This window comes from Bacillus sp. B1-WWTP-T-0.5-Post-4, assembly GCF_009183795.1.
In the GTDB taxonomy this organism is placed as follows: Bacteria; Bacillota; Bacilli; order Bacillales; family Bacillaceae_G; genus Bacillus_A; species Bacillus_A cereus.
The window spans coordinates 1-23,737 of the sequence record NZ_WEIJ01000003.1; the positions used below are offsets into that span (position 1 = coordinate 1).

Here is a 23,737-nt window from a genome sequence, read left to right on the forward strand (position 1 = left end):
ACATCCTAATATCATTATTAACAAATATTCAGTATGAAGATATTAGTCTATAAACTTATCATCGTTATAAACATAGGTTTTAAATTACAAAAAAGCTGCAAAGCTTACTTGAAACACTTTGCAGCCTTCTGTCTTTTTGTTTTCTTTAGCAAAATAATGGTTAGTGTATTTTCATTTTTTGGGATACTTATACCCATGTTTAAGTCTTTACATTGAAGACAGCAGATAACAAGCTTATATTACTGTATATTTTTCACGGTACTGCCTAGGAGTCATACTAGTGATTTTTTTGAAAACTCTTATAAAATAACTTTGGTCATTAAAGTTAAGCCACGCACAGATATCTGATAACGAATAAGTAGTGAGTGTTAATAATTTTTTTGCTTCTTCCACTCTTTCCCTTTGAATATATTCGCTTAAAGTAATTCCCATTTCTTTTTTAAATAGTTTAGACAGATAAGTAGGCGTAATTTCTAAATGATTAGCAAGTTCATTCAGAGATATTCCATCGTAAACATTTTTATTAATATGTTTTATACATGTAGTAACCGCGTAAGAATACTTTTTTGCATTGTATTCTTTCACACGATCTGCAAAGGTACGTAAAGCGTCCCCTGACAATCGCTTTACAGATTCTACATTATCTAATTGTTCTAGGGTTTGTATATATAAAATACTATGGGCAAAAGCAATATCTGGTGGCAGGTTTCCTTCTATTGCATATCGAGTGGCTAAGGTAATCGCAATAATTCCAAGGTTTTTTTGATTCCTGAGCGGATCCTCTATTAGCATAAGTTCAACATCTTCTTGCGAAACCGCATACATATACTGTATTAACTTTTTTTTATTCCCTTCTTTAATAGTCGAAAAGAAATCATTTACTAATGCCATATTGTGCGTTTTAGGTTTGTTTTGTCGGCGTTTTAAAATATATAAATCAGGTTTCACATTTTTATTAGGAATTTCCTCTAGTACTTTATTTTTTTCCAAGACAATATCTACATCTAACTTTTCATTGAAAATCATGTAATGTAATAAAATTCCCATATCAATTAATGTAGTTTTTTTAATCTCAGATAAACACTGATAATAGGCAAGTCTTTCTTGAATGTTATCATTTGATTTAAATTCTTTCTGAAATTTTATGATCATATCATCTGAATCTTTTGGATGTATAGTAGGACCGATTATGATAGTCCCTTTAATATCATCATGATTTTCTATATGAATTAGAACAAAATTTTCAAGATAGTTGTTACTTCGGAAAAGTGGCAAGTTAAAGGGATCGTTTTCTTGATAAATATCAGTAAGATGTTCTTCTTTTGAAGAATAAAAAGGACTACAAACATTATCAGATGTAGAATGATATAAAATTTTTTTGTCTGCAGATAAAATATGTACAGGGGCATTAAATGCTTTATGTGCAAGATCACACAAGTGTTGTATATCGATAGAAGTATTCATTACATTCTCCTTTATAGATCCATAAAATATATTCTGTTATATATAATTCACGACAAATAATACTATAAAATATCAAATTAGTACAATTCACAACAAAATATTACTATATCTTTTTTATAAAAATCATATATTATTTAATTGTAGTTAGCATCTAAATATCAGAGTAGATAAGTAAAGTAAAGGAAATAAGCTAAGTTCTTTTCTTAATTCTACAAAATATAATTATTGAACTTGAGAAAATAGTGAAGTACTACAAAATACAGTGGTAGTCAATGCGAGGACCAAGCTGGAAAAAGATTTAAAATAAAGCGAAGTAACAGGAGATACTGTACCACCGCAAGAAATAACAGTCAAAGTTCCAATTCAATCCTTTCTACAAATTGAATTCAAAAAATAAATACTGCTAATTTACATGTGAAACTGAAAAACTATTTTCCTCCAAATTTTAGAAAAAGATAATAAAGAAGTTGTGAATTTGGAAACAGATGAAAGCGATACGGCTATTTTTGAAGCACTATGCTTTGAAAAGTACAAGATGGAGGAAATTCAAGTACTCAACTAAACACGAAGAAACAATGGAATATTCAAAAAAATGACACTATATTACTGGTCGCAACATTAGTTTTACTTTCCACAAAAGAGGAAAATATATAGACTTTACAAATACTAAAAATAGCAAACTAGATAGTTTTATTACCGCATCACATAAAGTGAAACTTTAATCAGTGGGGGTTTTGTTCATCCCCACTGATTATTAGCCCACACCAATCGGGCTTTTACGGGCAGCCCGCCCCCCACCTAACTTCTTTGCTTCCGCTGAATTTTGAGGTGGGGGTCTTACTGCCTGGCAAATAGCGAGATAAACTTATTATTAATTTCCAAATACAATAGTTGTTAATCAACAAAAAACTTCAATAACCAAGATGCACAGTAAATTGACCTCAAAACAATTCTTACTACAATATCAGGTTTTGCTTATTCTATAAAAAAAGAAATATCACTAAAAAACTATTCCTTTATATCGATTTAGACATAAAACATTTTATTATATCGGCTTAAGTATTATGAAATTAAAATTGCAAATAACACCAAAACTCTTTTAAAGGCTCATACATCGTTCGTATCGGGTTGATTATCTTTTGATACCTATGTCATTAACGCAAATAAAAAAGTTTATTACAAAGGAATCTGAGAGGTTTTTTCAATTTCGAAATTTATTTTTTTGTAAATTAAAGGAAAAATAATCCATATATATATATACGGATTATTTTCTTAGTGTAGTCTGTATTGACCTGTTAACTGTTTTTCAGCCATTCAAACTAAGCGTTTTGTAATCTCTCCACCGATCCGAACCATTTGCAGATGATGTGATGTATCAGGTCCCCGTGTGACTCCTAGTTCAAAAGCACTTTCATACTTCATTTGCTCAATAGTACTTGTAGTAGCAGAAATAAGAATTTCATTTGTATTACTTTCGTATCTTTGAATATTTATAAATAACATGTACCTAATTATGCTATTTACGCATGAATAACCTAATTTATTCCAGTATTTTTATAGGAACCCTTTCCCTCCCCTTATTTCACCAATTAAATTTGAAACACAAATGTACATTGCATTTCAATATAACAATAAAAGCTACAAAAGCAACGAATTTACTATTTTAAAGTTAAGTGTTTAACCTTTAAGTACTTAAATTCTTTTTTCCAGATAAAGCATACATTATATCTTGATGTTTTATTGTCCTCTTATAATTATGTGGTATCGGGAATTTATTTCGGTGTTCTTTTATTATAATTAAAGTTTGAAGTTCTATGCTCAATACTTTTGCGAGGACATGATAGTTATATCCATTATTTAACAGAGAAATTATGTCATAAAACATAGTTTTTCCACCCACTAATTTTACTAATTTATTCTTTAACTCATCCCTTTTTTCTTTAGCTTCATCAATTTCTAACAACATAGATTTTTTATTTGTCTGCTTAATGTATTGAGTATACAACTCTGGAAATTCTTTTTGTACTTCTTTGTTTAATACGGGTTTATATTTAATCATGTAAGTAACTTGTAACAATGAGCGTTTTAACAAACTATCTTCAATGAGATACGCTACTTTATTAAATAAATGTACATATTCCTCAATATTGGAATAACTATTAAAATGAGCTAATACTCTACTTTTTATACTAAAAGCCTTGCCTACATAAATAATATTGTCATTATAGTCTTTAATGAAATAAATACCACTGTCAGATTTTTTCAATTTATTATCCAATTCTTCTATACTCATAAAATGCAATTCACTCATACTTCTCTCTCCTTAGCAGTTTTAAATCGTAAAAAACAAGCAAGGTTTCTAAAAAAGTACTTAGCTGCCCTAGCATCTCTTATTTTATCTCTTGCTAAATGTCAAAAAACTGCTTCTATGTTACTCAACTATCAATATGATTATTAATAAAATTTTCGATCGTTATTATCTCGCAATTTTATCATGTAATTTCGAGATCGTTTCCTCATTTAAATTACTGTGTTTTATCGAATAAAGGAAATATACTACTACCCCAATAGTAATCCAAATACTAAAGTACACCCATGTCCTTAACGGTAAATTTAGCATTAAAAACACACAGCATACAATTGCAACGCATGGTAATACAGGTACAAAAGGTACCATAAATCCACGTTTTAAATTTGGGTGTGATTTACGAAGGATAATAACTGATAGACAAACTAACGCAAATGTCACCAAACTACCGATATTAACTAAATTAACTAATTCTTTCAAATCAATAAACCCAGCTATTATAGAGCTCCCTATTCCTGCTAATCCAGTTATAAAAGTGGGTGCTCCAGTTTTCTTATTAACTTTCGCAAATGATTTCGGTAACAATCCATCACGACTCATTGCAAAGAATACTCGTGTTGCCGCATACATATTGGAAAAAATAACAGCCATAAGGCCAATTACAGCACCTGCAGCAATTGCACCAGCGACTTTTCCTTGTCCTACAACTTCCATTACATACGCCATTGCCTCAGGAACATTTAATTCTTTATAGGAAACCATTCCTGTCATAACAAGGCATACCATAACATAAATAATTGTACATATGATTAATGATGCAATAATACCGATTGGAAGATTACGTTTCGGATCTTTTACTTCTTCTGCTGAAGTTGCTAATATATCAAAACCCGTAAAAGCGAATAAAATAGCTGCTCCACCCGTAAAAACTCCACTTAAACCGTATGGTGCAATTGGTATCCAGTTCATTGGTTTTACATAGAATATACCAACCGTAATAAACAACAAAATCATTCCAATTTTAATCAATACCATTGTATTATTGATTCGTTTGCTTTCCCTCGTACCACGGGATAACATCCATGCTAATATCAATGTAATAATTACTGCTGGTAGATTCACAATACCACCATGCGAAGGAATCGTTACTAGAGCTTTAGGTATCTCTAATCCAAATCCCTTTATTAAATTGTGGAAATAGCCTGTCCATCCAGCAGCGACAGCTGCTGTTGCCACGATATATATTAACAGCAATGACCAACCTACTAGATGAGCAACAAACTCACCAATTGTTGCATATGAGTACGTATATACACTACCAGACGCCGGGAGTGTAGAAGCAATTTCCGCGTAACATAATGCTATAAATCCACATATAATTGCTGCAAGTATAAATGAAAAAATAACTGCTGGACCAGCATCTCTTGCTGCTACTAATCCAGTTAACACAAGAACCCCCGTTCCAACTATCGAGCCTATCCCTAACATAATTAAATCAAATGCTCCTAATGTTTTCGTTAAAGTCTTGCTTTGATTATGCTCTAACAATTGTGTAACGGATTTCTTTTTTAGTAAATTACTCATATTTTCTGTATCCCCTTTAAAATAAGGTTGGTTCTTCTCGTTAGTGTTGTATATAAATTTACTTAGTTATTAACTAGCCTCATAATATTTCTTTTACATTAAATAGATTTGAAATATTATATAAATTCGCTTCTCACTTACTAGTTAAACTAGACATTTCCATAGATTTTTGCGTACAACGTTTCATAGCTGAAATGATAACTGTTCTTAAACCTTTTTCTTCTAGCGTTACTACAGCTTCTATCGTCGTTCCACCTGGAGAACAAACCATATCCTTCAATTCACCTGGATGTATTCCTGTTTCCAATACCATTTTTGCAGAACCTAATACAGCCTGAGCCGCAAATTTATAAGCTTGTTTTCTCGGCATACCACCAAGTACAGCAGCATCTGCCATGGCTTCTATAAACATATACACATATGCTGGAGAAGAACCACTAATAGATGTAACAACATCCATTAGTTTTTCATTTATGACCTCCGTCTGGCCGAAAATATTAAATATGTTCAGTACCTCTTTTATATCTTTTTCTGTAACCATTTCATTAAAACATAACGCAGACATTCCTTCTCCAACAAGTGCCGGTGTATTAGGCATTACTCTAACAACCTTTAACTTTCTACCAAATTCATTCTCAGTGCTCTTAATACTTTTTCCTGCAGCAATAGTTACAACGATTACATCATTTTTTATTTGATCTTTTATTTGGTTAATTACCGATGAGTATAAATCTGGTTTGATTGATAAAATTAAAATGTCAGCACTGTTAGCGACTTCATTGTTGTTAGTAGTTATAGTTATGCCATATTCATTACTAGCATTTTTTAAATTAATGACGTTTAAATCTGAACAAATTATTTGATCTGGAGAAACTATATTTTTTTTTATCATCCCACCTATCATAGCAATACCCATGTTTCCACATCCGATGAATCCTATTTGTTTATTCATAATAATTTGCTCTTGCTCCTTCTACTCTAAATTTTATTGATTTTGAAATTATTATTCTAAATAAGGGCTATTACAATTACTGGGTTTATCAATAGAATTTCAAAATTCTCCTTCCTATAATGAGTTATGTTTTCGTATTTCGTTTACAAGCATGCATAAAAAAAATGAAGAGACTTTCTATTCATAGAACTATTAAAAACGAGAGTAAAATGGTGATAATTTTTATGAATTAATAATCTTTAACTATTCAACATTTTAAATAGAGCTTACACATCCCTCTAATAATTACTTATTTTAACAATTTATAGTTAAGCTTAAGAAAATGTATTTAAATTCCAAATAATTATCCCCATAGATAGTATGAAACAAAGTAATGCAGGAATTGCCATTAAAATAGATTGTTTTGCTCGAAACATATGAGCATGAATAGCTCCGACCATGAGAACTGCTATTAATGTATTTGCTCCTAGCGCTAAGTATTGATTCCAAATACCACCGATTATACCTATTGCTCCAACAATTTCAACCAAACCAATTATAGACATAAACCATAATGAATATTGATATTGTTGCCAATGTTCTACCTGAAAAGATATATGGAAAATTTTTATGAATCCCCCTACTACAATAAAAATTGCTAAAACTACCTGAAGAACAATCATCTTTTAAACTCGCTCCTTTTAAGACTTTGTTAATTTTCATACTTCACAAGGAATAAATATATGCTTTTTACCAATATCAGAAAGGGAGGTATACATAATTTAATTTTTTATACGCTAAGAACTAAGTAGATAACCTTTACTACATAATATTTTCTTAAGAAAAATATTTATTTTAATATATTTGTCTCTTTTGTTAACCTGAATAGATTGTTTTTAATTTCAGACATGCTGATATTTTTTCTTGAAACACCGGTTTCTACTGCAGCACGTGCGACAGCATATGCTACATGTGGCACCACCCTAGGATCAAACGGATTTGGAATGACATAGTTGACATGAAGCTCTTCTTCTGAAATTAAATCAGCTATTGCATAAACAGCTGCTAGCTTCATTTCTTCATTAATTTCTTTTGCTTGTACATCTAAGGCTCCACGAAAAACTCCAGGGAAAGCTAATACATTATTTACTTGATTAGGAAAGTCAGAACGTCCTGTACCAACTACTAGTGCTCCTGCTATTTTTGCTTTATTAGGCATAATTTCAGGTGTAGGGTTAGCCAAGGCAAAAATAATAGGATTATGATTCATAGAACGAACCATATCCTCATCAACTACACCTGCAGCTGATACGCCAATAAATACATCAGCATCAATCAGGGCCTCTGCTAATCTTCCCCGCTTCTGTTCTATATTTGTAATACGAGCTATTTCTTCTTTAAGCGCATTCATTCCAATAGGTCGCTGTTCATATACTATCCCTTTTGTGTCACACAAAATAACATTTTTCACATGCATATGGAGTAACAACTTAACAATGGCTATCCCAGCAGCACCAGCGCCATTTACAACGATTTGAACATCTTCAATTTTTTTATTTGTTAACTTAAGTGCATTAATTAGGCCAGCAATCGTTACAATAGCTGTACCGTGTTGATCATCATGGAAAACAGGAATATCACAAGATTTTCTTAGGCGCTCCTCAATTTCAAAGCATTGAGGTGCTGCAATATCTTCTAAGTTTATCCCACCAAAATTTAGTTCTAATAATTTAACAACCTCAACAATCTTATCCGGATTATTAGTGTTTAAACAAATAGGAAAAGCATCGATCTCAGCAAATGATTTGAAAAGTAAAGCTTTTCCCTCCATCACTGGCATAGCTGCTTTAGGTCCAATATTCCCAAGACCTAATACTGCAGTTCCATCAGATATAACTCCAACTAGGTTCCCTTTCATTGTATAATCATATACTTTGCTTTCATCTTTATAAATCTCTAAGCATGGCTCAGCAACACCTGGTGAGTAAGCGAGACTTAAATCTGTTGAATTTTGTACTTTAACTTTAGAATAAACACCAATCTTCCCCTGTTTTTCTTTATGCATTTTTAATGCTTCATCTCGTAAAGGTGACATATAATTTCGCTCCTATAATTAAGTTAAGAGTTCATTAACTCTATCTTAAACTTGATATTGTATGATATAAGTAAGACTTCTAATATAATCATTATTTATTTTTATAACCTTTTAACATATCTTTTGCATAACGATTAGGGTATAAAGTATTTAACATATTGTATGGACTTCCCTTCCAATATCTTCTTAATGGTGTCCATAACTTATGTTTAATTAACCATCTTTGTGTGTAAATAGATAGTAATTGCCCCTCTGTTAGTTTTTCCTTTTCTTCAATAGTCCACTTCAGCGCCTCTAATGCTTTTTTTTCAGTCCAAAATCCGGTAGGTGTGAATTTATATTCCCATTCTTTATTTTGACCAGGATATAAGTCATTGATCATGGCGTACGGACTGTTATTCCAGAATATTTGACAAGGAGAAATTAAATTATGAATAGTAAGCCATTTTACACTGTAAACTTGTAATAATTGAAAAGAAGTTAATTTTTCTTTTTCTTCAATAGTCCACCTTAATGCTACCAATGCTTTTTCTTTAGTCCAAAAATTGTTAGGAGTCATACTAAATTCCCACTCTTTAAATTTATTAGGATATAAAGAATTTATCATTGCATAAGGACTACCATTCCAATACATAACTAATGGTGCACTGAGTTTATTTTTCTCTAACCATTTTTTACTATAGAATTTGAATAGTTCTACTTTACTTAGCTTTTCTTTTTCTTCAACAGTCCATTTTAATGCTTCAAGAGCTTTTTCTTTAGTCCAAAAATTTAATGGTGCCATACCAAACTCCCACTCTTTAAATCTATTGGGATATAAGTCTTCAATCATCTTATAGGGACTATTATCATAACTATGTTTGAGCGCGCCGAGTAATCGATATTTTATAATTAAAGGCGTATTCCATTTTTGTTTAATATCCTCTTCATTCCATTTTAAAATTGTTTCAATTAAATATTTTGTGACCCTTTTAGATAGCTCTCTATTGCTATCTTCTTTCCATGTATTCGGTGGAAACCTACTTCTTTTACCGTCTAATATTTCTTGATAGATTTCTTCTATTTGCACTGCTTTCGCTTGCACTTCAAACTCCCTCCTATTCAAGACATATAGCGATTCCTCTTTCCTAACGTTAAATAACACACCAATAGTAACTATTGTGATTTACTTTTATAACGCAAAAGAAATGTATAGGGTAAAATCATTTCTTTAATCTATAATAAGAAGGACATAAAAAAACAAAAAGTTACAAAAATTTTTAAATTAAAATTTTTGTAACTTTTTGTTTTGATGCAAATATAATTTCAATTAAGGTATCTCACCGTTTTAAACTTGACGCTCCATAATCTTGTATAGTTACATTTATATGATATTTAATCGGTACCTTACTAAATGTTCGATCCCAATCTTTTTTGACTTTCTCCCATGTTCTCGGGTGCTTAATTCTTAATTGGTTGCCAAAACCCGCAATATCGACTTGGTATTCTTTTTGTATTTTTTTTGTAACATGATGTACTAAGTGCTTTACTTCTTTTTCAATAGCTTTTTCTTCCCTTTTCAAAAATTCATTTTCAAAATCTTTTCCTGATTGCATCCAATTTTCAGACAAACGCCCTTCTGATTCAATGTTTACATCAAAGGAAATATTATTTCCGTTAACATGTGGTATGATTTTGCTTTTTATTGACTTTATTTCGTATATAATGAGTTTCTTTGATTCTTTATCAAAAGTTTTTACCACACCACCATTCCTTTTTCCGTTTATCCATACTACTCCTTCCAATTCCTGCTCATTTAAAAAGCCCATCAACTTTTTTGTCTTCCCTTTAATTACAGCAGCTCCTGCAAATTTTGTTTCCCCATTTATCGAGATTACATTTTGCAAAAGAAAACTGGCCCCTGACCGCATCTTTCCTTCCAATTTAGCGAGCGATACAGGAGGTAAAATCCTTGTTGTTCTATTTCTATTATCTGCAATTCCAGACAAACGAAATGCTGGGATTTCTCCTTTTTTGTTTGATTCCAGTACCTCCTTCGCTAGACCCTTGCTAATTAAGAGCATACAGCTAAGCCGAACTTCATTGTCACGGAGATACTGTTCAAGTAATTGTTCTAAACTGTATGTACGTACAAGACTATCGCTAATAACAATATTTTTTAAATGTGGGCTGAACATTGTGCTCTCTCTTTTCAATGAAAACTCACGAACAATTTGATGAATGGAATCACCGGTCTCAGAAACATTTATATAACGTTTTTGTTGTCCATTTCCTTTACTTTGTGCTTGCGAACTAACAATTTGATAAGTAGCTGTTATAAGGTTTCTTTTAGGATAACCTCCTTCCTCATCCTCTTTCTCAATTGTTGAATCCTTCCCTTTATCTAGTGCTATACCTGCAGTTAAACTCAATTCTTCTACTTCTTTACTGCTCCAACACCCTGTTAAAAATAGAAGCAAAAGCGTCCATAACAAAGCCAAATAGAACCGCATATAATTAAATTTATGTTTCACACTACTCCTCCTTTTAATCGCGTAATAATAAGAAGAAGCAGTGGCAGTAAACCAAATAAAAATAAAGCAGCATTACCGAGCATATCCCCCAATTTAAGCAAGTCATTTATATTTTTCGAAGTCATAGCAATGATGTAAATGATTGGAATCAAAGCAAAAATAAATGGATGAATACTCTTTTTAAAGAGTTGTGCTAATCCTAATGCAGCTGCATAATAACTAATCGTATAGGTAGCAAATATTTGCATAATCCATATTACAAGCAGTAAAGATTCAAAACGTTCAAATATCAAACCAGAAATTTCAAAACTGCGCATAAGGTCAATTGTCGGCCATGTTCTTGTTACAACCCCATCAATTGATAATGCACCAATGACCATTACAACAGTTATTACATAAAAGATTAACGGAATAGAAATTCCAACTAAAATAGCTTTTACTGCTTTCTTTCGTTGTTCCATAAATACCAAAAGAATTAACATAATTTCAGGACCTGTATATGCGAGAGACGTTGTTTTTATCCCATCTAACACTGGTTTAATTCCCAAACCTAATACGGGACGGAGATTATCTATCTCGAATATTCCGATACTCATAAAGGAAATGATTAAAAAAATAAAAACAGTAATAGGAAATATTATTTCAAACATCCGTGCAATTGAATTAATACCACCCATAATCAAATAGAGACCTATCCACATAAAAGGCATAACAATAGCCCATGTGGGGGTTCCTTCTAGTAAAAAAAAGCTTATTACTTCTGCCATTGAACGAATTTGAAATGCTGAAGTTGTAAGAAAATACCCTATAATAAGAAAACTAAGCAATCTCCCTATCCATTTCCCTACAATATCTTGACTGTATTGGTAAAATGTTTTTTCTGGAAACTGCTGACTTAATTTGACCATAATTACTCCTGAAACCATTGCCAGTATCCCACCTAATATCACACTTAACCATACATCTGGTGTTTTCACTTTTTCCACAGATGCTCTGGGCAAAGTAAGAATTCCTGTCCCAAGTATGTAATTTACAATAATAACAACTGCTTGTGAAGTTGTTATTCGGTCTTTAGGTATAGTAATCACTGAAGGCCACTTCCTTTCGTCATCAGCTACCTTTTGCGGATAGTTTTTTTGGTATGCATTATTTTCGGTCGACGTCTCATTATTTTTAATGGCATGCGAACCATAAAATCTTTCCAATCACTGAATCGATATGGAACAGCAGGGCTGGTATAAGGAACGCCAAAACTTTTCAGTTTCACTAAATGACTGCAAAGTAAAAGAAAGAAGAGAATAACTCCATACAATCCAAATATCGCAGCACAAAACATAGCTACAAAACGAAGAATGCGTAACGTAATTCCCACACTATATTGCGGAATAGTAAAAGAAGAAATAGCTGTTACCGCAACAACGATAACCATTATTGGACTAACAATTCCTGCTTCTACGGCAGCCTGACCAATTATTAAACCGCCCACAATTCCCATTGCCGGTCCAATCGGTTTAGGCAGACGTAAACCTGCTTCTCGTAAAACTTCGATAGCTACTTCCATAATTAACGCTTCTATTAAAGCGGGAAAAGGAACTCCTTCTCGCGATCCGATAATAGAAATAGCGAGCTTAGTGGGAATTAATCCTGGATGAAATGAAATAAAAGAAATATACAGTGCTGGAGCAAATAATGAAACAAAAGCTGTCATGAAGCGTAATAAGCGGAGAAGCGTACCAGGAAGCCACCTTTCATAATAATCTTCTGGTGATTGCAGCAGCATACTAAATGTAACTGGAGCAATTAAAACAAATGGTGTTCCATCTAACAAAATAGCTACTCGACCTTCCATCAAAGCACTAATAACACGATCAGGTCGTTCTGTATTTTGAATCTGCGGAAAAGGACTGAGATAATTATCTTCAATAAGTTGCTCTATATAACCAGATTCGAGTACACTGTCTATGTCAATTTTCTGAATTCTGTTTTTTATTTCATCCACCAATTCTGTACTAGCAAGATCTTTAATAAATGCGACGACTAACTCTTTCTTTGCACGTTCTCCTACTGGTAGCTTTACTAATGATAAGCTCTCATCCGCACAGTGTCGTCGCAAAAGTGAGGTATTATCACTTAATACTTCAGTAAAACCGACCCGTGGCCCTCTGACTAATGCCTCCGATACTGGTTCTTCAATGTTTCGTTTATTTGCTTTTGTTGTACCAAGAATAAACACATCTGCTAAACCATCAATTAAAAGAGCTGTTGAACCTATCAATACTTTGGGTATTAAATCTTTTATGTAATGGACTTCTGCTACTTCACTAATTGTAAGAACTTTATTTTTAATATATTCTTTTGAAACAGTCCCCTCCACATAAGAAGATTCATTTTTATATTCATCAGAAAAATCATCCATTAGTAATTTCATAATATGTTTGTCAATTATCTCTTTATCTGATAGACCATCAACAAAAACGATCCCAGCCTGAATATCTGTGCGTCCAATATTAAACTTCCGAAATCGAACATCAGAATTATGTCCGATTTGTTGCTTTATAAGTTCTAAGTTAGAGGCAAAATCATTTGTGAAATGAACGTTTGTATTTTGAGATGGTTTATGCTCTTGTTTCGTTTTACTTTGAATATTATTTTTTTTCACTTGTTTGTCTCTTGACTTCCACCAACTCATTCTTCCCACTCTTTCTCTGACATACGAACCCAATGAAAAAATCTTGAGATAGTATACGGAATTAAAAACAAGATAAAAGCTTGTACAAAGACTTTCCAATCTGGAAGATAAGAAGTAATTATGTTCCACATTTTTATCACCCAATTTATATACTCTGCTAGGATTGAGATTTCTAAAAAACGATATGTACTTAATAAAAAATAACGATAAGATTAAAGAGCAGAAAAGCGAGACATTATGCTTATTTAGTACCAATAACCTAATTAGTATAAAAACATTTCTGACCTAAAATACCATTTCCAATTATAATTTGTTAAATATTATCTCCTTTTCCCTTATTTATATGCCCGCATTTGAATTTCAAATAATATAAGGATCAATGATATTTCCTCTTAAAGAAAAAAAGATGCCAGAAGATAGCATCTTTTTTTCAATTCAACTTACTATGTATTTATATTTTATTGTTAAAATACTCGTTTTTTTTAATGAATATTAATGTGTAAAAAATACATATTCTTTTGTTTTAAGTTCATACACTTCTACCGAATCGATACGGAATTTTCTGATTTTAAAGCCAATATGAAATAAAGGAAAATCCTCTCTTAGAAAAACTATATAAAACCAATAACATGAAAATAATTATCAATCTATCAATTGAAAATAATACTTAGCAAGAGTTTATCATCTTAACTCCAAGTGTATTCGTTTTGCTTCAAAATAAAGAACTTGAATAAATTTTTTCGTATCAATACGAGCAGGTAATGTTGGTTCATTATTCAATTCTGTCATCTTTCTCCTTACGGTAGTAAAATCAAAAAATCTAGAAGCATAATTTTCGAACTTCGGGTTTAAAAAATCAGTAAGTCCAAGGGATGCTAAATGGTTTAATGATTGATAAATTGCTCTCCGAATCCGTTGTTTGGAAGCTTCTATGAACCTTTTTAATTCGGCATCTTCAGCTGAATCCCCAAGTTTTTTTTGAGCTAAATTCATAAAAATCTCTTTTAGTGAGGGAAAGCCTTGTTCCAACGTGTTATCTTGTTCATATTTATATAAATAATCTAGCATATCCATTAAATCTTTACTTCCACTTTCACTGGCTATTCCTAATTCAGACAAAAGAAAATGAATGGAATTTTGAAAATGATTGAAAGTATTTAAATGTTTTTCACTACGGTATTTTTCTTGCGTACTTAAATTACTATCCAATTTTAGTACCATATTAAGCGATTCTTGAATGTTTTTTATCGATTTTTCCAAACGAATTCGTTCAATGACTTTCCGAACAACTGTTAATACTTCAATCCGGTTAATTGGCTTAATAATATAGTATTCAACACCAAGCGAATAAGCTTCAGCAATTAATTCTTTTGATTCTACTTGAGAGACCATGATGATTTTCCCTTTAAACGAAGGTTTTATTTGACGAATTGTTTTTATTCCATCTTGATTCGGCATTAACAAATCGATAAATAAAATGTCTATATTTTTAAGGATTACCATTTGTTGCTCTAAAGATAAACCATCCTCAGCTTCTCCTATAACCTCCCCAAGATCTTCATCCTCGATAATTTGAGCCAACATTGAGCGAACCGCTTTTTCATCATCTACTATATAAAAATACATAGAATCACCCTTTCGAAATTATATGATCAATCCCTAATCTAATTATAAAAATTGATCCTTTCCCTTCGGTTCTGTCCTCAAGCGTAACATCACCTTCAAGTTGTTCGACCATTTCTTTAACATACGATAATCCGATACCTGTCGATGGGTTGCCTAAATCATCATATTTAGAAGTAAACCCAGGCTCAAAAATTGAATCTTTATATTTTGAAGAAATACCAGGACCATTATCGCCTATTTGAAATTCAACAAAATGGTGGTCTTTATTAATGTCAATTGTGATGGTTCCCATACCTTGGATAGCTTCTACAGCGTTTGTAACGATATTATTTATAATAGATAAGATTGTGTAAATATGATAATGAGGATGCACACCATCAATTTTATACACAAATTGGATGTCTTTCTCTAGCAACCGTGCATATTTCGTATTTGCCCGTATAATGATATTTACTAGTTCATGCACAGACATATAATCTGTAAAACTTTCATCAGAAATTAATTTTGAAAGTCCCGCAAAAATACGTTGGTTATCCTTTTTAACATCATGGACCTCACCAGCAATTTGTAATGCCTGTTGCCTTAAATCCTCAAACTGAAAATCCATCTGTTTGTGCTCAAAAGAGTCTAAGGTTTTATATAAATCATAGGATTTTTTTGTTATATTCTCAGCATCTTGTAATGTTTTCTTTAAATGAACAGCATCTTCATATAAATTAGAGATAAGCATGAGCATATGTTCATTTTGTTTCTTTATATGTCTCTCCCTTGATTGCGCTTCATACAATTTCATCATATTGAAAAAGCTTAGAACTATAAAACTATGGGAACATGCGATAACAATGATCTCATTTATTGCCTCGGATGTGATCGATGTTTTTAATACGAAATATTGAATCATTAATTCCACACAGTCTGACAGTATTTCAATCATGCAACCAATAAAACCAATCATTAGTGGTTGATGATAAAAACGTTTGATTTTTGCTAAATGAAAGAGATACGAATAAGTAAAATAAAAGAAAAAACTAGGATAGTGAGTATGAAAAGCGGCTAGCCAATCCATATTTCCCTTTATAATGACATCCATTGAGATACGAAATACTACCACGACTATCGCTGTTAAAAAACCCGGTAAAAATGCTGGAATTCGTCGAAACAATAACAAAAAAAAGAAAAATGTTGGTGCGCCAAAGCTCATTCTAAATGTTTCATTTAAAGGAAATGACTTTATTTCACCTACTAAGGGTACTGTAAGTATCATTAAAACGAGAATATAGATGTCTTTTTTTACTAAATTACCAAGATTCAAAATAATCACTTCTCACTTTCGCCTAACAGTCAGTATACAAACCTATTTGCATTAATACAATACTTACTCTATTTTTTTCAAAAACTGATAAATAAGATATAAACGAAAGCATTCTAGATTGTGAGTATTCATTACACCCTTCTACTTTAGAAAGATACTTTATAACTCAAAAATGTTCAGACACAATATAAGGTCTGAACACTTTTGGACTCGCTCTAACACCAAAATATCTGTGCTCCTTTTTAAAATATACTTAAATCCCATTCTTTTGCAATATGTTCTAACAACATAATTCCTGGTAAACTATTCCCATATTCATCAATGGCTGGTCCGTAAATACCAATACCACATCCATCTTGGAACGATAAATCCTTCCTAGATTTTGAGGGAACAAGTGTCATAATTCCGCCCGATACCCCACTCTTAGCTGGTAATCCAATGAAAGCAGCAAATTTTCCAGAAGCATTGTACATTCCACAAGTTAGCATTAAAGCTTTTGTTAACCTAGCTACTTCTTTAGGGAGCACTTGTTCTTTGCGAATAGGATGATATCCATCATGTGCTAGTATAAGCCCTATTAAGGCAATATCTTCTGTATTTATTTCAATCGAACATTGTTTTAGGTAAACCTCTAGTGTCTCCTCCACATCTGATTCTAGAAAACCATTCTCCTTTAAATAGTATGCTAATGCTCTATTACGATGAGCCGTTTCCCATTCTGATTGAAATACTATTTCATTAATAGCGGGACGCTTCTCTATCATTTTTTCAATTAATACGTATAGAGATTCTAATTTTTCTTGCACCGATGTCCCTGGCAAAAGTGAAGCTATCGTAATTGCTCCAGCATTAATCATAGGATTAAAAGGTTTTCCTGGTTTATGTATCTCTAAACGAATAATTGAATTAAAGGCATCTCCAGTTGGCTCTACGTCAACTCGTTCTAATACATAAGAAATACCGCGACTTAAACAAGCGGCTATAAAACCGATTACTTTTGATATACTTTGTAATGTGAAAGGTATCTCCCAATCTCCTGATTTTATCATTGTTCCATCTGGCTTTACTATACAAATACCTAACTGCGATACATTTATTTCCCCCAGAGCAGGAATATAACTGGCGCTTCGTCCCTTAGCTGCATACGTTCGATAATGAGCTACCCATTGATCTAAGCAAACTTTTTCTTGACCCTCAACTTGAACGCTAGAATCCTTTATCATTTAATCATATTCCCCCGTACTATTAACTTTATATAGAATGATTTTTTCTTTACTATAATCAATAATATTTGCACTAGAACCAAGAAAAATATTCAGACATATTGCAGTCTGAATATCCTTCTTATTACACACTTTTCTTTTTTGAAGTTTTCTCATAACTATCCCAACATTCAATATTTTCAAGCCCTTTAATGTTTTCTTTATAAAAAATAGGATCTTTACCAGCTTTTTTCTGGTTTATATAATCTTGTAACGCCGCAAATGCTACTTTTGAAAGTAAGGTAATAGCAATTAAATTAATAATAACCATAAAGCCCATAAATAAGTCCGCTAAATCCCATACAATTTGAATCTTTGCAACAGAACCAAATACAATCATAGCCAACACACTTATTCTGTATATCATTAACCACACTTTACTTGTATGTAAGAAGCGAATATTTGTTTCACCATAATAATAGTTACCAATTAACGCACCAAATCCAAATAAAAAAACAAAGATAGCAAGACAACCCGATGCCCAAGGACCTATGTGTTCACTTAATGCTGCTTGTGTAAGTGCAATACCATTTAACCCCGGTTGTTTATATGCATCAGACAGCAAAATAATAAAGGCAGTGCTAGTACAAATGATCAGTGTATCCGTTAATACACCAAATGCTTGAATCAGTCCTTGTTTCACCGGATGACTTGTTGTTGCTGTTGCGGCAACGTTTGGTGCACTTCCCATACCAGCTTCATTTGAAAATAAACCACGTTTAACTCCATTCATAAGTGCTGCACCAATTGAACCGCCTGCTATTTGTTTAAAACCAAATGCGTTTTGAACAATAAGAGAAAGAACTTCCGGCATTTTTGATATGTTGGTAACTACAACAAATAATGCAACTCCAATGTATAATACCGCTAAAAATACCACCTTGTATTCAGCCATTTTTGCAATACGTTGTACACCACCAAAAATAATCGCAGCGAAAGCAATGGCCATGATTATCCCAACTGTTAGACGATCTGTACCAAATGAGTTTTGAAAAGCAATTGTAACTGTATTTGATTGTACTGAATTGAATACAAGACCAAAAGTAATTGTGATTAAAATAGAGAATAATACTCCCATCCAACGTTTATTCAACCCTTTTTCCATATAATAGGATGGACCACCGCGGAAACCAGTTTTATCTTTTACTTTATATATCTGTGCTAATGTGCTTTCGACAAAACTGGAGGCCGAGCTAATAATAGAAATAATCCACATCCAAAATACAGCTCCAGGACCACCTAATGCAATTGCAATCGCAATTCCTGTGATATTCCCTGTTCCAACGCGGGCTGCCATACCAATACAAAACGCTTGAAAAGGAGAGATTTGATCTTTAGAACTACTTTTCCCCTCCATTAATACACGGACCATCTCTTTTAACATTCGAAACTGTACAAAATTCAATTTAAATGTAAAATAAATTCCGCAAATAACAAGCATAATAATTAACAATTTAGACCATAAAAAATCATTTGTTGATCCGACTAACTCTACAAAAAATCTTTCCATATTATCACTCCATACCAAAAATTTATCTATCATAATCTATATAAAATCACCTATATTCCTTGGCATAAATACCTCATTCATATTCAAATACAACAAGGATAAAAATTTTCTATATGAATAGAATTGGCCTGTTTAAACAAACATCGCAACACGCAACTTCAAAACTGAATTTTCTAAAAACTTGCCGTTTATACACACGATGCTCTATCCCCTTCTGCAAAACTAATATTCTTATCCACTAATGTTGTTGTACTATTATGTTTGTTTCGTTTACCGGTGATTTATATTTAAATCATAATAATCAATAGTGATTAACTGGTTTTTTGTTAATTTTCTTAAGAACATGGAAATATCTCCTTTCTTACTACTAATCTCAAAAATAGGCTAGGTAAAAATTTCACGAAAAACCTATAAAGCGCTTTCAATCTTTAACTAAGAGAAGCTTGTCTTTAATTTATAATTAAAAGTACAGAATGTTACGAAAAAGTACAGATTTTTATAAAAACAAAAAAATATTTTAAGATTTTTCATCTAAAAAAACAGTGAGATTTTGTGAATTTTATACAGTATCCAAACGTCGCAGATTTTGTTCTACCTATCCTTTGACAAGCCTCTATTTTCTTCATAAAAACATGCATACTTTTTCTCTTTTAGAAGTTCATATAAAGTATTTGAAATCAAGAATCAATAGAATATTATAAGAATATTAAAAAAATAAAGCATTTAATTTATTTATGGTATCATACAAAAAACATTTGTTTTCTCAATTAATCCCCCTAGTTGGATTCGTCTATATTGCACATATTTACAACATGAAAGACACTAAGAAAAAAAGGATTTTGTTGAAAGGATGAAACATTACAAAACTCTTATTTAGGACCTTATGACATCCTCTTTTCTAGCAATATCGAGTTATCCCAAAAAACGTATATTTACTAACATAGATTACAGGTGGTGTATTGTGAAAGAAATAGTATTCGTTCAAAATAAAAAAAGACTCCTTATGAAATTCGAATTTTTAAAAAAGGATTTAGTGCTTACCATTTCACTAATACTAGCAATTGTAAGCTGCTTAATACATTCGCCAAAGATCGAATATATTAACTTTGAAGTGTTAATTAGCTTATTTAATCTAATGGTGGCCATTAAGGCCTTGGAACAGCTAAAGATATTAGACAAACTTGCTGTTGCGATTTTAAATAAATGCAATAACAGCAGGTCAATATCTATTATTCTAATTTTGTTATGCTTTATTTGCTCCATGTTTGTAACAAATGATGTCGCTCTTCTCACTTTTGTACCAATAACACTTGTCATTAGTAAAAAAACACAAATGAACATGATGGATACAATCATCCTGCAAACAATTGCGGCAAACATCGGTAGTAGCTTGATGCCTATGGGAAACCCACAAAATTTATACCTATACTCTTACTATGGAATTAAGCTCATCCCATTTTTAGGTTCAATCCTGCTTTTAGCTGTACTTGGAATTAGTTTGTTATTTATATGTACTCAAAAACTTCAAAAAACAGATTTGAAAATAGAACTACCTGTTATTACCGTGAAAAATCGAAAAAAAGCTACCGTCTGGATTTTAATACTTATCACTATCATTGCATCTATTTTTGGTGTCATTAATTATTACATTGCGCTAATAGTTACATTGGTGGCAGCATTTACGTTAGATAGAAACTTACTATTTAAGATCGATTACTTTCTTCTAATAACCTTTGTCTGTTTTTTTATTTTCATCGGAAACATTTCACATTCGGATGCACTGGAGACATTTGCTCGCGCTAATTTAAGAGGAGATACTTCAGTCTTCTTTAGTTCCATATTTTCGAGTCAATTGATTAGCAATTTTCCTACTTCAATTCTTCTATCAAACTTTACTTCTGATTGGAAAGCTTTATTACTAGGAGTAAATATTGGAGGGCTTGGAACAATTATCGCATCTTTAGCCAGTGTAATCTCCTATAAACTATTCATTCAGGCCAATGTTAAAGAGAGTAAGGCGTATTTAATTAAATTTAGCATTTACAACTTTTCATTTTTAATCATACTTACATGTATACAATACTTTATCTTTAAATTTCTAAAAATTTTTTAAAAAATTGATTCCTTTAGAAAAACCCAAATTTCTCAATTTAATGCTGAGATATTTGGGTTTTAATATAGGTATGTTTAAAGAGCTACAACAAAGTTACCATCAATTTAATATTTTGAGATGTTCTCACAGCGAAAATCTTTTAGCTTTTACGTTGTTTATTAGATTTCAGTTCATTTTTGAAGTCTTCTTCACAAAATCCTTAATGTCCCTCAATTTTTTCCTGCTAATATTATCTTTAATGGTTGAATCTATTTCAATTTCTAATTTTGCAAATGCTGCTCCTACACAATTATAGATACTTAATCCCTCTATACTCTTTCAAGCGGTAATCCATTCCGATGGAAATTACAAATGACAAAATTTATCCGTTTTTCCTACTTGCTAAATTCAGCAAGTAAAATGTTTTTAAAAACTTCCGGGTTATTAATGTTTAAACTGTTCGAATTGATAGCGAGTGTATGTTTACCTCCAAGTGTTCCACCAGCAAAAGTGGAAAACCCTGGAACGCCCCCCCTGTGTCCCCATACCGAGACACCGTTCGGAAGCTTAATTTCAAGGATTCCAAGACCATATCCGGTTCCCTCTCTATTTGTAGGAACTGTAGTAAGCATTTGTTTTAACTGCTGTTCCTTCAGTAATTTGCCACCTAGTAAGTAAGAGAAGAATTTGTTTAAGTCGTCAGCAGTAGAAATCATATCTCCATCCGAGCTACCTGGGTTAATATAAGTAACGTCTTTTAGCTCACTCGCTCCGTCTAGTTGCAAATAGCCACGGGCATGCTTGGTGCCTGGAATCACGCTTGAATTACCAGGTAGAAATGTATTTGACAAATCAAGCGGTTCAATAATCCGATTTTCAACCTCTTCCGCATAACTGTTGCCAGTTACTTTTTCAATAAGGATCCCCAGTAATACGTATCCTGTGTTTGAATAAGACCAACCCTTTCCTGGGGCAAAGTCTGGTGGAAGTGAAATCCCCATCTTTACAAATTCTTCAGCCGTATATGATTTTTTTATATCCGTAATATCAAAGTCTTTTGAATTTATATAGTCAGCAATACCACTTGTATGATTCAATATTTGCCGGATCGTAATCTGGTTACCATCATATCCGTTTCCTTGAATAACACCAGGTAACCATTTTTCAATGGAGTCGTCTAGATTCAAACGGTTCTCTCCAGATAATTGAAGTAGAACTGTTGCAATGAACGTTTTCGTCACACTGCCAATGCGAAAGCGAAAATCTGCTTTCATTGGTTTCTTAGTTTTCAGATCCGCTACCCCAGCTGTATAACTCCAAGTTTTACCCCCCTTAGAAATTTTAGCGAGTATTCCCGGGTATCCAAGTTGCAGTTCATCTCGCATTGCTTTCTTAACGGAAGTACGATCGCTTTGCGTACTTGTTTGTAACGAACTAGATACATTTTGCGTAGGTTCTGCTTTTACAATTAATGTTGGTGTTATGTATAACAGGGAACTTCCAGCTATTAAAAGTGCTAGACTTGCACATGTAATTTTACTGCGTGTTTTCATAAAGAATTCCTCTCTTCTATTTAAATTGTATTGATGGCTGATAGCTTTCTCATATACGAATCACACAGCTATCAACTCTCCCAATGATAAAAGTCAACACTGAATTTGCAATCAACGTACTAATCATTATTTTCACAAACACCATTGTGTTCTAACAATCTCTAAATCACTCTTTTTCCACATACATATTAACCATAGAAATTACTTCTTTTCCTTAAAACACTCTTGTTACTGATTATTTGTTTTATATGTAGGCCGTACTTGTTCCCCCCTTCATGCCTCCTTATATTTTTATCCTACACAATGAAAATCTCTTTTTTCTTACCTATTCCTTACAAATTCCTTACATACAAAATCACTTCTACAATAGGATTGAAGTAGCATCTGTGCCCGAAAGCGCAAAAAACACCGATGCTTTTCGCTTCAGTGTTTTTGCGCTTTACATATTGAAGATTCGTTTTACTCTTAACAGGTTAAACTGCTAATTTTTTCTAATGCGATTATTCTTCTTGCTATATAGAACAAATTTCATTGTGTTATATGAAACACTATGAAATTTGTCATTAAGGCACATGATTCTAAATTTATTGATGTACTTGAGATGGACTCACTTTTTGAATTTGAACAAGTATATCAAATGCTTTACCTAATGATATATCAACAGTTTTTGGTATATCAGGCCCTTCGGTAGTTATTCCAGCGAAAATTGGATGTTGTTCGTTTAACCAAGTTTTTGTCACGCCATTCGCCTTACGTAAATCAATAAAAAATTGATCTTTTTTGACCTATCCAAAAAGT

The 23,737-nt window shown here is 32.2% G+C and carries 18 protein-coding genes and 2 pseudogenes; 2 read left to right on the plus strand and 18 right to left on the minus strand.

The window, feature by feature from the left end; genetic code table 11:
• Positions 1–234 precede the first annotated feature (234 nt).
• On the minus strand, positions 235–1,464 hold the full coding sequence (locus GBN91_RS10790; RefSeq protein ID WP_001097903.1) for a helix-turn-helix domain-containing protein: 1,230 nt from the start codon (positions 1,462–1,464) through the stop codon (positions 235–237).
• A gap of 430 nt (positions 1,465–1,894) precedes the next feature.
• Here GBN91_RS10790 and GBN91_RS10800 point away from each other — a divergent pair, with 430 nt between their 5' ends.
• A complete protein-coding gene (locus GBN91_RS10800; protein ID WP_076876078.1) occupies positions 1,895–2,026 on the plus strand; it encodes a peptidase in 132 nt (43 codons plus the stop codon).
• Between the two features lie 752 nt (positions 2,027–2,778).
• Here the strand turns inward: GBN91_RS10800 and GBN91_RS10805 are convergent.
• The 14 genes from GBN91_RS10805 to GBN91_RS10870 form a co-directional block, all read right to left on the minus strand.
• The gene (locus tag GBN91_RS10805) at positions 2,779–2,967 is read right to left on the minus strand and encodes an alpha/beta-type small acid-soluble spore protein (protein ID WP_000897408.1); all 189 of its coding nucleotides are present in this window, start codon (positions 2,965–2,967) and stop codon (positions 2,779–2,781) included.
• Positions 2,968–3,148: 181 nt separating this feature from the next.
• On the minus strand, positions 3,149–3,775 hold the full coding sequence (locus GBN91_RS10810) for a GIY-YIG nuclease family protein (RefSeq protein ID WP_001292161.1): 627 nt from the start codon (positions 3,773–3,775) through the stop codon (positions 3,149–3,151).
• A 165-nt stretch (positions 3,776–3,940) separates the two neighbouring features.
• A complete protein-coding gene (locus GBN91_RS10815; RefSeq protein WP_016122783.1) occupies positions 3,941–5,356 on the minus strand; it encodes an amino acid permease in 1,416 nt (471 codons plus the stop codon).
• 133 nt (positions 5,357–5,489) lie between these two features.
• The gene (gene proC, locus GBN91_RS10820; RefSeq protein WP_152121473.1) at positions 5,490–6,308 is read right to left on the minus strand and encodes a pyrroline-5-carboxylate reductase; all 819 of its coding nucleotides are present in this window, start codon (positions 6,306–6,308) and stop codon (positions 5,490–5,492) included.
• A 314-nt stretch (positions 6,309–6,622) separates the two neighbouring features.
• Complete coding sequence (locus tag GBN91_RS10825) at positions 6,623–6,970, minus strand: DoxX family protein (protein WP_000636506.1); 348 nt, start codon at positions 6,968–6,970, stop codon at positions 6,623–6,625.
• A gap of 167 nt (positions 6,971–7,137) precedes the next feature.
• Entirely contained in the window at positions 7,138–8,382 is a 1,245-nt protein-coding gene (locus GBN91_RS10830; RefSeq protein WP_000074777.1) for an NAD(P)-dependent malic enzyme, read from the minus strand.
• A 91-nt stretch (positions 8,383–8,473) separates the two neighbouring features.
• Positions 8,474–9,466, minus strand: a complete 993-nt coding sequence (locus GBN91_RS10835; protein WP_001148033.1) for a DUF4046 domain-containing protein — start codon at positions 9,464–9,466, stop codon at positions 8,474–8,476.
• 235 nt (positions 9,467–9,701) lie between these two features.
• Complete coding sequence (locus tag GBN91_RS10840; RefSeq protein WP_000680793.1) at positions 9,702–10,895, minus strand: Ger(x)C family spore germination protein; 1,194 nt, start codon at positions 10,893–10,895, stop codon at positions 9,702–9,704.
• Entirely contained in the window at positions 10,892–11,983 is a 1,092-nt protein-coding gene (locus GBN91_RS10845) for a spore germination protein (protein ID WP_000628606.1), read from the minus strand. Before GBN91_RS10845 ends, GBN91_RS10840 begins: the two co-directional genes overlap by 4 nt.
• 26 nt (positions 11,984–12,009) lie before the next feature.
• Positions 12,010–13,584: a spore germination protein gene (locus tag GBN91_RS10850; RefSeq protein ID WP_000119234.1), complete on the minus strand. Its 1,575-nt coding sequence runs from the start codon at positions 13,582–13,584 to the stop codon at positions 12,010–12,012.
• A 681-nt stretch (positions 13,585–14,265) separates the two neighbouring features.
• Positions 14,266–15,210 (minus strand): response regulator, encoded by a 945-nt coding sequence (locus GBN91_RS10855; protein ID WP_000274085.1) that lies wholly within the window; start codon positions 15,208–15,210, stop codon positions 14,266–14,268.
• Positions 15,211–15,214: 4 nt separating this feature from the next.
• Positions 15,215–16,531, minus strand: a complete 1,317-nt coding sequence (locus GBN91_RS10860; RefSeq protein ID WP_152121474.1) for a sensor histidine kinase — start codon at positions 16,529–16,531, stop codon at positions 15,215–15,217.
• 233 nt (positions 16,532–16,764) lie between these two features.
• Entirely contained in the window at positions 16,765–17,745 is a 981-nt protein-coding gene (gene glsA / locus GBN91_RS10865) for a glutaminase GlsA (RefSeq protein WP_000588656.1), read from the minus strand.
• A 124-nt stretch (positions 17,746–17,869) separates the two neighbouring features.
• Positions 17,870–19,294 carry an alanine/glycine:cation symporter family protein gene (locus tag GBN91_RS10870; protein ID WP_152121475.1) on the minus strand — a complete coding sequence of 475 codons (1,425 nt, stop codon included), beginning with the start codon at positions 19,292–19,294 and terminating at the stop codon, positions 17,870–17,872.
• Between the two features lie 961 nt (positions 19,295–20,255).
• Here GBN91_RS10870 and GBN91_RS10875 point away from each other — a divergent pair.
• On the plus strand, positions 20,256–21,407 hold the full coding sequence (locus GBN91_RS10875; protein WP_152121476.1) for an anion transporter: 1,152 nt from the start codon (positions 20,256–20,258) through the stop codon (positions 21,405–21,407).
• A 165-nt stretch (positions 21,408–21,572) separates the two neighbouring features.
• Here the strand turns inward: GBN91_RS10875 and GBN91_RS10880 are convergent.
• The 3 genes and pseudogenes from GBN91_RS10880 to GBN91_RS10895 form a co-directional block, all read right to left on the minus strand.
• Positions 21,573–21,671: pseudogene (locus GBN91_RS10880) on the minus strand (cytochrome P450); the annotation flags it as partial.
• Positions 21,672–21,781: 110 nt separating this feature from the next.
• Positions 21,782–22,939 carry a serine hydrolase domain-containing protein gene (locus GBN91_RS10885; RefSeq protein ID WP_152121477.1) on the minus strand — a complete coding sequence of 386 codons (1,158 nt, stop codon included), beginning with the start codon at positions 22,937–22,939 and terminating at the stop codon, positions 21,782–21,784.
• A gap of 584 nt (positions 22,940–23,523) precedes the next feature.
• Positions 23,524–23,724, minus strand: a pseudogene (locus GBN91_RS10895) (erythromycin esterase family protein); the annotation flags it as partial.
• Positions 23,725–23,737 lie beyond the last annotated feature (13 nt).